The organism is Nocardioides speluncae (assembly GCF_003121585.1).
Classification (GTDB): Bacteria; Actinomycetota; Actinomycetes; order Propionibacteriales; family Nocardioidaceae; genus Nocardioides; species Nocardioides speluncae.
The window spans coordinates 184,401-197,409 of the sequence record NZ_QEOO01000051.1 but is presented as its reverse complement, the minus strand read 5'-3'; the positions used below and the strand labels follow the sequence as shown (position 1 = coordinate 197,409).

9 protein-coding genes are annotated in these 13,009 nt (G+C 72.0%); 8 read left to right on the top strand and 1 reads right to left on the bottom strand.

The genetic code is table 11. From position 1 onward, the window contains the following. Window positions 1–213: 213 nt before the first annotated feature. Window positions 214–828 (top strand): hypothetical protein, encoded by a 615-nt coding sequence (locus tag DDV73_RS27515; RefSeq protein ID WP_109510467.1) that lies wholly within the window; start codon window positions 214–216, stop codon window positions 826–828. A gap of 9 nt (window positions 829–837) precedes the next feature. Here the strand turns inward: DDV73_RS27515 and DDV73_RS27510 are convergent, their stop codons facing one another. Beyond that, window positions 838–2,499 carry a PucR family transcriptional regulator gene (locus DDV73_RS27510; protein ID WP_206051133.1) on the bottom strand — a complete coding sequence of 554 codons (1,662 nt, stop codon included), beginning with the start codon at window positions 2,497–2,499 and terminating at the stop codon, window positions 838–840. A gap of 78 nt (window positions 2,500–2,577) precedes the next feature. Between DDV73_RS27510 and DDV73_RS27505 the strand changes: the two genes are divergently transcribed. Genes DDV73_RS27505 through DDV73_RS27475 form a run of 7 tightly spaced genes read left to right on the top strand, consistent with a single transcriptional unit; the run spans window position 2,578 to window position 12,920 of the window. Continuing rightward, on the top strand, window positions 2,578–3,363 hold the full coding sequence (locus DDV73_RS27505) for an oxamate carbamoyltransferase subunit AllH family protein (RefSeq protein ID WP_109510466.1): 786 nt from the start codon (window positions 2,578–2,580) through the stop codon (window positions 3,361–3,363). Continuing rightward, window positions 3,360–4,835, top strand: a complete 1,476-nt coding sequence (locus DDV73_RS27500; protein ID WP_109510465.1) for an FdrA family protein — start codon at window positions 3,360–3,362, stop codon at window positions 4,833–4,835. Before DDV73_RS27505 ends, DDV73_RS27500 begins: the two co-directional genes overlap by 4 nt. After that, window positions 4,832–6,262, top strand: coding sequence for a YlbE family protein (locus DDV73_RS27495; protein WP_109510464.1), 1,431 nt, complete (start codon window positions 4,832–4,834; stop codon window positions 6,260–6,262). Before DDV73_RS27500 ends, DDV73_RS27495 begins: the two co-directional genes overlap by 4 nt. Continuing rightward, on the top strand, window positions 6,259–7,407 hold the full coding sequence (locus tag DDV73_RS27490; protein WP_109510463.1) for a CaiB/BaiF CoA transferase family protein: 1,149 nt from the start codon (window positions 6,259–6,261) through the stop codon (window positions 7,405–7,407). Before DDV73_RS27495 ends, DDV73_RS27490 begins: the two co-directional genes overlap by 4 nt. Continuing rightward, window positions 7,404–8,903, top strand: coding sequence for a carboxyl transferase domain-containing protein (locus tag DDV73_RS27485; RefSeq protein WP_109510462.1), 1,500 nt, complete (start codon window positions 7,404–7,406; stop codon window positions 8,901–8,903). The genes DDV73_RS27490 and DDV73_RS27485 overlap by 4 nt, the downstream gene beginning before the upstream one ends. Window positions 8,904–8,916: 13 nt before the next feature. Continuing rightward, the gene (locus tag DDV73_RS27480) at window positions 8,917–11,007 is read left to right on the top strand and encodes a hydantoinase/oxoprolinase family protein (protein ID WP_109510461.1); all 2,091 of its coding nucleotides are present in this window, start codon (window positions 8,917–8,919) and stop codon (window positions 11,005–11,007) included. Beyond that, window positions 11,004–12,920: a hydantoinase B/oxoprolinase family protein gene (locus DDV73_RS27475; protein ID WP_109510460.1), complete on the top strand. Its 1,917-nt coding sequence runs from the start codon at window positions 11,004–11,006 to the stop codon at window positions 12,918–12,920. The genes DDV73_RS27480 and DDV73_RS27475 overlap by 4 nt, the downstream gene beginning before the upstream one ends. Window positions 12,921–13,009 lie beyond the last annotated feature (89 nt).

Genomic DNA, 13,009 nt, shown 5'->3' with positions numbered 1-13,009 from the left:
CCATTGGCGGAGAATGCCGAACGACAGGCCCTTCGACTGGCACACCTTGTGCCGCTGACCGGGCCGCCGGTTGAGGAGGTTGCGCAGCAACCGTCTCGAAACCAAGGCCTGCTCGCGTTGGTGATCCAGGTGTGTCACTAAACGCCGCGTAGTGACACACCTGGATCACCACAGCGCGAAACCCAGTTCGGCGGGCTCGATTAGGGTCTCGGCATGCCGCTCTCACCGGACGACTTCTACACCCACGCCATCGCCGCGGCGGATGACGAGCGCCGACTACCGCTGTCACGGATGACCGGTTGGGACATCAGCCCCTTTGAGGCCGACGGTCTGCAGGTCTCGCAGCTTCGGCCGCCCGTGGTTCCAGAGCCGCCTCGGCACGGCGAAGACCCAACCGACTGTTCGTCCTGCCGCCGACGCGACGAAGGCATCTGGCTGAACGACCGCTGGCGGCTGACCCGGGTTACCGGGGTCGGGGTGCCACTCGCGCTCATGCTGCACCCGCGTGATCACCACGACCTCGAGGACCTCGACGACGACCTCGCGGCCGAAGTGGGCGTCCTCAGCACTCACCTTGCCCGACACGTGCGAGCGCTGCCGCACATCAGCCGATGCCACGTCTACCGAATCGGTGATGGCGGTGCCCACCTGCACATCTGGTTCTTCGCCCGTCCCGAGGGCCAGGCCCAGCTCTTCGGTTCGTGGCTGGTGGTCTGGGACGATCTGCTCCCCGAGTATCCGTCTGCCCTCGCCGAGGCGGATGCCGCCCACGTGGCCGACGCACTGGTCACCTCCTACGGTGGCTGGCGAGGGAGTACCTCGGGCTGACCATCACGCTCAGCCGTGCATCTCCAGCACCTGCAGCGCCAGCGCGATGTTGAGGCGCAGGGACGGGTCGGAGGTGAAGGGGCCGAGGAGGCGTTCGAGCTTGGTGACCCGGTAGCGCATCGTGTTGTAGTGGAAGAACTGCAGCCGCGCGGCCTCGGCGACGTTGAGGTTGGTGTCCAGCAGGTTCTGCAGGGTGGCGCGCAGGTCGGCGGCCTCCTCGGTGTCGGCGGCCAGGTCGCCGAGTACGTCGACGGCGAACTGGCGCAGCTCGTCCTGGTCGGAGACCAGCGCGATCAGCCGGTGTACGCCGAGGTCGTCGAACCACGTCGTGCTCTTCGGTCCGCTGACCCGCCGCCCGACGAGCTTGGCCCGGCGCGCCTGCGAGTACGCCTCCGGAAGGTCGCCCAGCTCCGCCGCGACCCGGCTGACCCCGACCGAGAACGGCCGCCGGCCGCCGCCGCGGTCGCCGGCAACGGCGGCGACGATCCCCGCCACGGCCCGTCGTACGGCGTCGTCCGCGGCGGGGGCGTCCGGGACCGGCACCAGCGCGACCACCTCCGTGGAGAAGTCGGCGGTGGCGATCGAGCGGTCGACGGACTGGCACACCTGCCGCCACGCGGCGGCGAACCGGTCCTGCCAGCTGCGGCGCACCAGTGCCCCGGCGGGAGGCTCGTCGGGCTGAGGTGGGTCGACCTCGGCCGACACCACGACCATCGGCCGGTTGAGGTCCCAGCCGAACGACGCGGCGTGCTCGATCACGAACTCCTCGTCGCCCGCCCGCGCCATGAAGACGTCGCGCAGGAAGTCACCGCGGTACTTGTTCTCGACCGCGGCGACGGCCTGGTGCCGGGTGAAGATCAGCGCGACCACCATCGCGGTCCGCTCCAGCGCCTGGATGTCCCCGTCCGCCATCACCCGCTCCGGGCTGACGCAGACCAGCCGGGCCAGGTCGGCGCCGGCCGCGGCCACCTTCGCCGTGCGCACCTCACCGTCACCCAGCGGGTACGGCGTCGCGGTCGCCCGCTCGACCCGCACCCGGCCCGACGGGTCGAGAAGGCCCGCCTCGGCCAACCGCTCCCGGAGCGCGGGTTCGAGGCTGGCCGCCTGCTCCCGGCCGTCGCTGGTGGTGATCAACAGCCCGACGTCCAGGCTGCGCGCCACCTCGTCGGCGATCTGGGCCAGGTCGGCCCCGGCGAGCACCAGCGTGCCGAGCTCGGTGTTGAGCTCGTCCATCCGCCGCAGCACCTGCCGCTCGCGGTCCGTCACTACCTCGTGCACCTCGCGCACCAGGTCCTCCAGTGCCAGCTCCCCCGGTAGGGCGATCAGCGGGAAGCCGAGCCGGTCGGCCAGCGCGACGGCCTCGGCCGGCACCTGCTCGACGTACCGGCCGAGCTTGATGCCGAAGCCGACCACACCACGGGCGTGCAGCTCGCCGACCAGCTCCACCAGGTCCAGCGAGGTTGCGCCCGGAGTCGCGGCGACCAGCGGGAAGCCGGAGGTCACCAGGAGCTCCTGCGGCTTGACCCGGTCGAGGACGTCCGGCACCTCCATCACGCCGACCCCGGTCACGGTCGCGTCGAGGCCCGCGCCGCCGGCGAGCAGGTCGGAGCCGGCCAGGACGTCACCGGCCAGGAGCTCGCGAACCGAGAGCGCGTCGGACTCGACTATCAACAACTGACCCTTCCCGGTCGTTCTGTTGGCAACCTTGACCATACGCTCGGGGGTCGGATCCGCCATAGCGTACGCAGGGTGACCTCCCCGTCCTTGCTGCCAGCGAGACTCTCCGGTACGGCGTCGCGCTGGGTGCGCGACCAGCTGGCCGGACCCGACCGCGAGGCCCGCGCCGTGCACGTCGGCGCCGACGCTGTCTACCTCGACCTCGGCGGCAGCTGTCTCGGCGTGCTCTCCACCCACGCCACCGCGGTCCCGTGCGGGATCCGGACGCTGCTGCCGAGGCTGACGCCGCCGGTCAGTCCGGGCGACACGCTCGTGGTCGGCTCCGGCCGGATCACCTGGGGACGCGCGGAGGTCCGGGTGGGCCGCGTGGTCGACTACGCCGTACCGCACCTCGACGCGGCGACCGCGCGCTGGGCCCGCCGCCGCCTCGCGCCACCGGTCCTCGACGAACTGCCGGCCGAGGCGCTCGAGCTGCTGCGCGCCGGCGACCCGGCCGCCGTACCGGCGCTGCTCGGCCTCGGCTCCGGACTGACGCCGGTCGGCGACGACGTGCTGGCGGCGTGGCTGGCGGCGATGGCGGCTGCCGGCCACGACGGCCGACACCCGGTCGCCGAGACGGTGCAGCGACTGGCGCCGACCCGGACCACCCTGCTGTCGGCGACGCTGCTGGACTGCGCCACCCGCGGCGACGTGCTGCCCGAGTACGCCGCCCTAGTCGCGGCCCTCTGCCGCCGCGACCGCCGGCCCGCGCACGAGCGGCTGACCGCGGTCGGCCACACCTCGGGCACCGGCATGCTGCTCGGCCTCACCCTCGCCCTCGATGAGATTGCGCTGTCCACCGCCAGGAGAAGCGCATGACCGACCACGTCGAGATCCGCCCCGGTGCGTACGCCGACTCGGTGAGCCTGCTGCAGGTGAGCCGCGACGTCGCCGCCGTCCCGGGTGTGGTCGCGGCCCAGGTCGCGATGGCCACCCCGCTCAACCTCGAGGTGCTCGACGGAATGGGGTTCGCGATCCCGGACTCGACCCCCAACGACATGGTCGTCGCCCTGCGGCTGGCTGAACCCGACGCGCTCGACCCGGCGCTGGCGGCGGTGGCGGCCGCGCTCGCCGCGACCGGCCGGCGTACCGACGACTCCGAGCGCAGCGTCCCGCCGCGGACCACTCGCTCGGCACTGCGCGGCACCGACGCCGACCTGGTGCTGGTCTCGGTGCCGGGCCAGTACGCGTTCGTCGAGGCAATGGACGCGCTCGACGCCGGCCGCGACGTGATGGTGTTCAGCGACAACGTCCCGCTGGCCCAGGAGGTCGCGCTCAAGCGGGTCGCCGCCGACCGCGGCCTGCTGGTGATGGGACCCGACTGCGGTACGGCGATGGTCGGCGGGGTCGGTCTGGGCTTCGCGAACACGACCGCGCCCGGGCCGGTCGGGATCGTGGCCGCCTCCGGCACCGGCTGCCAGCAGCTGATGTGCCTCCTCGACTCCGCCGGCGTCGGCGTAGCTGCAGCGCTCGGCGTCGGCGGGCACGACCTCGGCGACGAGGTCGGCGGCCTGTCGACCAGGACCGCGCTGCAGCGGCTCGACCAGGACCCGGCGGTCGAGTACATCGTCGTGGTCTCCAAGCCCCCGGCCGCCGCGGTCGCCGCGGAGATCGAGAAGCTCGCCGAGTCCCTCTCGACGCCGGTCGGCTTCGCCCTCCTCGGCCCCGGCCGTCCCGACCTCACCGCCGCCGCCGAGCAGGTGCTCGCCGCCCTCGGCATCGACACACCGCAGTGGCCCACCTGGGGCACCACCAACTCGGTGGTCGAGCAGGTTGCGCCCTTCGAGACGGTCGCAGAGCGACCTCCTCAGGACAGGCAGCAACCGTCGTCGAGACCACCATCCGAGTCAGGACTCATCCGCGGCCTCTTCGTCGGCGGCACCCTGGCTAGCGAAGCAGCCCAGATCATGGGGTCCTCGGCCGAACACACCGTGGTCGACTTCGGCGACGACGCGCTGACCCAGGGCCGGGCGCACCCGATGATCGACCCGACGCTGCGCCTGGACCATCTCGCCCGAGCCGCCGCCGACCCGGACACCGCCGTACTCCTGCTCGACGTGGTGCTCGGCCACGGCGCCGAGCCGGACCCGGCCGCTGCCCTGGCACCCGCGATCGAGCAGGTCCGCAAGGAGCACGGCCTGCCCGTCGTCACCTCCTGCGTGGGCACCGAGTCCGACCCGCAGGGGCTGACCCGGCAGGCGGAGCGGCTGGCCGCGGCCGGCGCCGAGGTGTACCTCTCCAACGCCGCCGCCACCCGGCGCGCGATCGAGCTGGCAGGAGCGAGCAAATGAGCGGCATCGTCACCGCCGGGGCCGACCTCTTCGCCCAGGCACTGACCGACCAGGCCGTCCCGGTAACGCGGGTCGACTGGCAGCCGCCGATGCCCGGCACAGCCGACGACCTCATCGCCGTCGCAGCCGACCCGCTCCGCACAGACGCCAACGAGAAGGCTGCCGCGGCGATGCTCGCCGTCCAGGCCACGCTCGTGGACGTCGCGCCGGCGTCCGAGGTGCTCGGCCTGGAGCGCGGACAGTTCCTGCACGCCGGCCCGCCGATCGAGTGGGAGCGCGCCTCCGGGCCGCTGCGCGGAGCGCTGATGGGCGCTGCCGCGCTCGAAGGACTGGTCGCCGACCCCGAAGAGGCCGCGGGGCTCTTCGGGGCCGGCGACTTATCTCTCGAGCCGTGCCACCACCACGGCACGGTCGGGCCGATGGCCGGGGTGGTCTCGCCGTCGATGTGGATGTTCGTGCTCGAGGACCAGGCGAGCGGCCGGCGTACCTACTGCTCGCTCAACGAAGGCCTCGGCAAGGTGCTGCGGTACGGCGCCTACTCCCCCGACGTACTCGAACGACTCCGCTGGATGTCCAGCACCCTCGGCCCGCTGCTCGCCACCGCAGTCCAGAGGGTCGGCCCGGTCGACGTGACCGGCATCCTCGCGCAGATGCTGCAGATGGGCGACGAGGCCCACAACCGCAACCGCGCCGGCACACTGATGCTGCTGCGCGACCTGGCGCCGGCCCTGGTTGAAACGGCTGTCGAGTCCGGGTTCGACGCTGGATTCAACAACAGGGAGGTCGCCCAGGCGCTGTCGTTCATCGGCGGCAACGACCACTTCTTCCTCAACCTCGCGATGCCCGCCTGCAAGCTCGCGCTCGACGCCGCTCGTGACATCCCCGGCTCCACCATGGTCGTGGCGATGGCCCGCAACGGCACCGACTTCGGGATCCAGGTCTCGGGCACCGGTGACGAGTGGTTCACCGGGCCGGCGCAGCTGGCCGACGGGCTCTTCCTCGGCGACTACGGGCCTGAGGACGCCAACCCCGACATCGGCGACTCGGCGATCACCGAGACCGCCGGCATCGGCGGCTTCGCGATGGCCACCGCGCCGGCGATCGTCCGGTTCGTCGGCGGCACCGTCCCGGACGCGCTCGCCACCACCCGCCGGATGCACGAGATCACGCTCACCGAGAACTCCCGCTGGGCGATCCCGGTGCTGGACTTCGCGGGTACGCCGACCGGCATCGACGTCACCGCGGTCTGCCGGACCGGCATCCTGCCGCAGATCAACACCGGCATGGCCGGCAAGCAGGCCGGGGTCGGCCAGGTCGGCGCCGGGCTGGTGACGCCGCCCGCCGAGATCTTCCCGAAGGCGCTGGCGGCCCTCGCTCAACAGTCAGCTACGCGACTACCCGGCACCGAACGGACCGTTGCGCCATGACCGGACCTCTCGACGACATCGTCGTCCTCGACCTGACCCGGGCCCTCGCCGGGCCGCACTGCGGAATGATGCTCGGCGACCTCGGCGCCCGGGTGATCAAGATCGAGAGCCCGCAGGGCGACGACACCCGCGGCTGGGGCCCGCCGTTCGTGGCCGGCGAGTCGACGTACTTCATGTCCTGCAACCGCAACAAGGAGTCGGTCGTCCTCGACCTCAAGTCGGACGAGGACAAGGACCTGCTCACCCAGCTGGTACGCCGCGCCGACGTGCTGATGGAGAACTTCCGGGTCGGCGTGCTGGACCGGCTCGGCTTCTCGGTCGAGCGGCTGCACGAGCTCAACCCGCGGCTGGTCATCCTGTCGGTCACCGGCTTCGGCCACGACGGCCCGGAGGCCCACCGCGCCGGCTACGACCAGATCCTGCAGGGCGAGGGCGGGCTGATGAGCGTGACCGGGTCCGGGGAGCCGACCAAGGTCGGCGTACCGATCGCGGACCTGCTGGCCGGCATGAACGGTGCGTACGGCGTGGTCGCCGCGCTCTACGAACGCGAGCGCACCGGCGTCGGCCGGGTCGTGCGCACCTCGCTGCTGGCCGGGGTGGTCGGCGTGCACGCGTTCCAGGGCACCCGGTGGACGGTCGCCGGCGAGGTCCCCGGCCCCTCCGGCGCCCACCACGCCGCGATCGCGCCGTACGGCCTGTTCCACACCGCGACCGCCGCGGTCCAGGTCGCCTGTGGGTCCGAGGCGCTGTGGCGGGCGTTCGCAGCCGCCGTCGGCTTGGACGCCGAGGACCCGCGCTTCGCCACCAACCCAGACCGGGTCGGCCACCGCGAGGAGCTGGTCGCCGAGATCGAGGCAATATTTGCAGGGGCCCCGGCCGAGCACTGGCTGGCGCTGCTGGAGAAGGCTCGCGTCCCGGCCGGCAAGGTGCGCACCATCGACGACGTCTACGCGTGGGAGCAAGCCCGCTCCCAGGGCCTGCTGCTCGGCGTCGACCACCCGACCGCCGGGCCGATCAACCTGCCCGGGCCGGTGCTCCGGCTCGACGACAACGAGTACGCCGGCGGCCGCGAGACCCACCTGCCGCCGCCGACCCTGGGCCAGCACAACGAGTCCGTCCGCGCCTGGCTCGCGAGCGAGCAGTGAGTACGACGACCCGCCGGCTCGGTGCGCGTGAACTGATCGAGACGGTCCTCGACCCCGGCAGCTGGACCAGCTGGGACCAGGCTCCCGAGCAGCCCGCCGTGCCCGACAGCGACTACGCGGCCGAGCTGGCCGCGGCCGCCGAGCGGGCCGGCACCGACGAGGCGGTGCTCTCCGGCTCCGGCCGGATCGCCGGGCGGTCGATCGCGGTGGTGGTCGGTGAGTTCGGCTTCCTGGCCGGCTCCATCGGCCACGCCGCCTCCGAACGGCTGGTCGCGGCGATCGAGCGCGCGACCCGGGAGGGGCTGCCGCTGGTTGCCGCGCCGGCCTCGGGCGGCACCCGGATGCAGGAGGGCACGCCTGCCTTCGTCGGCATGGTCAAGGTCACCGCGGCGATCACCCAGCACAAGAACGCCGGCCTCCCCTACCTGGTCTACCTGCGGCACCCGACCACCGGCGGCGTATTCGCCTCATGGGGCTCGCTCGGCCACGTCACCGTCGCCGAGCCCGGCGCGCTGATCGGCTTCCTCGGCCCGCGCGTCTACGAGGCGCTGCACGGGCGGCCGTTCCCCGAAGGCGTGCAGACCGCCGAGAACCTCTACGCGCGCGGCCTGGTCGACGCCGTACTCCCCGTCGAGCAGCTGGCCGAGGTCGCCGACCGCGCGCTCGACGTACTGACCGCCGGCCGAGAGGGGCTGCCGGTGCCGCCGGAGGTCCCGCTCGACCCGCTGGACGACGTACCGGCCTGGGAGTCCATCGAGCGGTCCCGGCGGCCGGACCGGCCGGGCGTGCGTGACCTGCTCAAGCTGGGCGCCAGCAGCGTGGTGCCGCTGCACGGCACCGGCGAGGGCGAGAACGACGCCGGGATGCTGATCGCGCTGGCCAAGTTCGGCGACTTCCCGTGCGTCGTACTCGGTCAGGACCGCCGCAACCAGACGCCCGGCCATCCGCTCGGGCCCGCGGGTCTGCGGCAGGCCCGGCGCGGGATGCGGCTGGCGCACGAGCTGCAGCTGCCGCTGGTATCGGTGATCGACACCGCCGGGCTGGCGCTGAGCCAGGAGGCCGAGGAGGGCGCCGCCGCCGGCGAGATCGCCCGCAGCCTGGCCGACCTTGTCACGCTCGACACCCCGACCGTGTGCGTGCTGCTCGGCGAGGGCACCGGCGGCGCCGCGCTGGCGCTGATGCCGGCCGACCGGGTGATCGCCGCCCAGCACTCCTGGCTCTCCCCGCTGCCGCCCGAGGGCGCCGCCGCGATCCTGTACCGGGACCCGAGCCGGGCCCCCGAGGTCGCCGCTGCGCAGCAGGTCCGCTCCCTCGACCTGCTGCGCACCGGCATCGTCGACCGGGTCGTCTCCGAGCGGCCGGACGCCGCCGACGAGCCCGCGGAGTTCTGCGACCGGATGGCGCAGGTGCTGCGCCACGAGCTGGGCGAGCTGATGCAGACCGACCGCGACGGCCGGCTTCAGCGCCGGTTCGCTCGCTACCAGGCCCTGGGCTGAGAGGACGAACACTATGAGTCGACGGATCCGGATCGGCATCGACACCGGCGGCACGTTCACCGACGTCGTCGCGTTCGACGAGGAGACCGGCGAGCTGACCACGACCAAGACGCCGAGTACGCCGGGCAACCCCGCCGACGGGTTCATGAACGGCATCGAGAAGGTGCTCGGCCTGGTCGGCCTCCCGCCCGGCGACGGCTCGGCGATCACGGCGGTCAGCCACGGCACCACCGTGGCCACCAACCAGCTCCTCGAGGGCAAGGTGGACCGGCTCGGCTTCATCACCACCGAGGGGTACGACGCGATCCTGGAGATCGCCCGGCAGAGCGTCCCGGACGGCTACGGCAACTCCTACTTCTGGGTGAAGCCGGACCGGATCGTGCCGCGCGACCTGGTCAAGTCCGTCGGCGGCCGGCTCGACTTCACCGGCGCCGAGATCCGCCCCTTCGACGAGTCCGGCGCCCGGGAGGTCGCGCGCTGGTTCAAGGCGCAGGGCATCGACACCCTCGGCGTCTGCTTCCTGCACGCCTACGCCAACCCGGAGCACGAGGAGCGGATGCGCGCCGTCTTGCGTGAGGAGCACCCGGATGCCATTGTCTCGGTCTCCTCGGAGGTGCTCCGCGAGTACCGCGAGTACGAGCGCTCGATGACCACGCTGGTCGACGCCGCGGTGAAGCCGAAGCTGTCCCGGTACGTCGGCAACATCAAGACCCGGCTGGCGGAGTACGGCGGGCGCTCGGTGCCCTTCTATGTCATGAAGTCCAACGGCGGCGTACTCAGTGCCGACGAGGTGGTGCACCAGCCGATCACCACCGTGCTGTCCGGCCCGGCGGCGGGCGCGCTCGGGGCGGCGCTGGTCGCGAAGGTCGCGGGCTTCGACAAGGTGCTGACCTCTGACGGCGGCGGTACGTCGACCGACGTCTCGGTCGTGATCGACGGCGAGCCGACGCTGACCACCGAGGGCTCGGTGGGCGCGTTCCCGTCGAAGATCCCGATGATCGACGTGGTCACCGTCGGCGCGGGCGGCGGCTCGATCGCGTGGCTCTCGCCCGAGGGCACGCTCAAGGTCGGCCCGCAGTCGGCCGGCGCCGACCCCGGTCCGCTCTGCTACGGCAAGGGCGGCACCGAGGTCACCATCACCGACGCCCACGTCTTCCTCGGCCGGATCCCGCCGCACCTGCTCGGCGGCGAGATCCCGCTCGACGTGGCCGCGGCCCGCGACGGGATCGAGCAGCTCGCCTCCAAGCTGGGCCTGAGTCCCGAGACCTGTGCGACCGGCGTACTCGAGATCTCGGCGTGGAACCAGGCCAACGCGCTGCGCCAGGTCACTGTCAAGCGCGGGCTCGACGTCCGCGACTTCACGCTGACCACGTTCGGCGGCTCCGGGTCGCTGCTGCTGTGCCGGCTGATGGACGTGCTCGGAATCCCGACCGTGCTGGTGCCGCCGAATCCCGGCAACGTCTCGGCGTTCGGGCTGCTCACCGTGGACGTCAAGAACGACTACGTGCAGACCCACGTCGCCCTCGCCAACCAGCTCGACCCGGCCGCCGTCACCGGCATCTACGACGCACTCACCTCACAGGCCGCGGCGGCATTGACCAAGGAGGGGTTCGACGCGGCCGAGCACCAGTTCGTCCGCACCGCCGACCTCCGCTACTTCGGCCAGGCCTTCGAGGTCCGGGTGCCGGTCCCCGCCGGCGACCTCGACCCGGCCGCCGTCGCCGCCACCTTCCACGCCGAGCACCGCGCCCTCTACGGCTACGACTTCTCCGGCGACGACTCGCAACAGGTCGAGTGGGTCAACCTCCGCGTCTCCGGCATCGGCCCCATCCGCCGCCCCGAGATCAAGAGACACGCCCCGCCGGTTGAGGAGGTCGCTCTGCGACCGTCTCGAAACCAAGGGGCAAGCCGACCGGTCTGCTTCGAGCCAGACGACGGGTACGTCGACACCCCCGTCCTCTGGCGCCCCGACCTCGCCCCAGGGACCGTCGTACCCGGCCCGGCGATCATCGAGGAGTTCGGCTCGACGGTGCCGCTGCACCCGGGCTTCACGGCCCGGATCGACGAGTACCTCAACATCATCGTCACCAGGAGTAACGCATGAGCCGCCGCGCACCCACCCAGTTCCCGTTCGGCAGCCTGACCGCGGACGCCGGCGCGAGTGCCGACCCGGTGCTGGTCGAGATCGTCCAGGGCTCGCTGGCCAGCGTGGAGATGGAGGTCGAGACGGCGATCGGCCGCACCAGTCGCAGCCCGATGATCCGCGACGCGCACGACTTCCGGGCGGGCATCCACGACCGGCTGCTGCGCAAGCTCACCGGCCGCTCGTACTCCGCGCTCGTGCACCCGGTCGCCCGGGACTTCCCGATCGAGGAGATGAAGGAGGGTGACGTCTTCTTCCACAACGACGTCTACCGCTCCGAGGGCGGCATCGGCCACCTGCCCGACCTGTGCGTGACAGTGCCGGTGTTCAGCGGCGGGCGCGTGGTGGCGTTCGTGCAGGCGTTCGGCCACCACGACGACATCGGCGGCGCCGTACCCGGCTCGATGCCCTCGGACGCCACCAGCGTCTTCGAGGAAGGCCTGATGGTGCCGCCGATCAAGCTGTGGGACGAGGGCCGCCCCAACCGCGCAGCGCTGGCGATCATGACCCGGAACTCGCGGATGCCCGAGTCGCTCGCCGCCGACCTCGATGCCGAGTGCTCGGCCTGCCTGATGGGCGCGCGCCGGCTCGGCGAGCTGTTCGACCGGTACGGCGTGGACGCGGTCGAGTCGTGCTTCGACGCGATCATCGACCGGACCACGCAGACCTATCGTCGCGAGATCCTGGCGAAGATCCCGGTCGGCACCTGGACCTGGGAGGACTACGCCGAGCACGACGGCGTCGACGAGCCGATGCTGCACACCCAGCGGATCACGCTGACCCGCACGGCTCCCGACGACCCGGACGGCGAGCGGCTGGTGATCGACTTCGACGGCACCTCGGCGCAGGCGAAGGGGCCGATCAACCACTGCGGCGACTACTCCGACGGGGTGTTCCTGAAGAAGTGGCTGGCGCCGATCCTGCGGAACCTCGCCGACACCCCGGAGCGGATGGCCGAGCTCGACGTCAACGAGGGCGTCGTACCGCTGATCGAGATGCGCTTCCCTCCGCCCGGGACGCTTCTCACGCCGGTCTTCCCGGCCCCGACCAATGCCCGCACCTTCGTGATCCTGCGGCTGCTCGGCGTGCTGGCCGGCGTACTCGCCAAGGCCGTCGACGGCCAGATGCCCGCGGACCAGGAGACGATCCGCTACACCGGTGTGTACGGCGAGGATCTCGACGGGCATTCCTACCTGATGCGCGAGGTGCTCGGCGGTGGGTCGGGCGGGCGGCCGTACGCCGACGGCGAGGACACCATCCACGTCGTCCCCGACTCCCGCAACCTGCCGACCGAGTTCACCGAGTCCCGCTTCCCCTTCATCGTGGAGAAGCTCGGCCTCGCGAAGGACTCCGGCGGCGCCGGACAGTTCCGTGGCGGCCTTGGCTACGAGAAGCACATTCGGATGCTCAAGGACGCCCACTTCATGTCCATCGCCGACCGCTCCATCCTGGCCTGCTGGGGGGTCAAGGGAGGCCAGGCCGGCCGCCCCTTCGAAGTCACCATCGACCCCGACGGTCCCCACGAGCGCCAGGTCGACGCCCTCGCCGACGCCGAACCCATCAAAGCCGGCGAAACCATCCGCATCCGCACCACCGGCGGCGGCGGCTGGGGCGACCCTTTGTCGCGCGACCCTGCGCTGGTGGTCCGCGACGTCGTCTGGGACAAGGTCTCTCTGACCGCCGCCCTCGATGAGTACGGCGTCGTCCTCACCGGCTCGGCCTCCGACGACTCACTCGGGTACGACGCGACGGCCACGACCACTCGCCGTACCGGACTGGCCGCCGCCCGCACCGAAGCCGCCTTCTTCGACCGCGGCCCCGGCTACGCCCACCTCAGCGGCGGCGACACCTCCGCCACCTACGACTGGGTCTGACCGCGGGAACCGGCCAATCTTGTCTACGTTCATGGGCAAGGAGTATCGTCTACGAACGTAGACGAATCCGATTGACCACGAACGAAGAC

Coding starts and splice junctions, on each gene's coding strand:
- DDV73_RS27495 (WP_109510464.1), top strand. CDS start 4,832: ATGAGCGGCATCGTCACCGCCGGGGCCGACCTCTTCGCCCAGGCACTG.
- DDV73_RS27475 (WP_109510460.1), top strand. CDS start 11,004: ATGAGCCGCCGCGCACCCACCCAGTTCCCGTTCGGCAGCCTGACCGCG.
- DDV73_RS27515 (WP_109510467.1), top strand. CDS start 214: ATGCCGCTCTCACCGGACGACTTCTACACCCACGCCATCGCCGCGGCG.
- DDV73_RS27480 (WP_109510461.1), top strand. CDS start 8,917: ATGAGTCGACGGATCCGGATCGGCATCGACACCGGCGGCACGTTCACC.
- DDV73_RS27490 (WP_109510463.1), top strand. CDS start 6,259: ATGACCGGACCTCTCGACGACATCGTCGTCCTCGACCTGACCCGGGCC.
- DDV73_RS27500 (WP_109510465.1), top strand. CDS start 3,360: ATGACCGACCACGTCGAGATCCGCCCCGGTGCGTACGCCGACTCGGTG.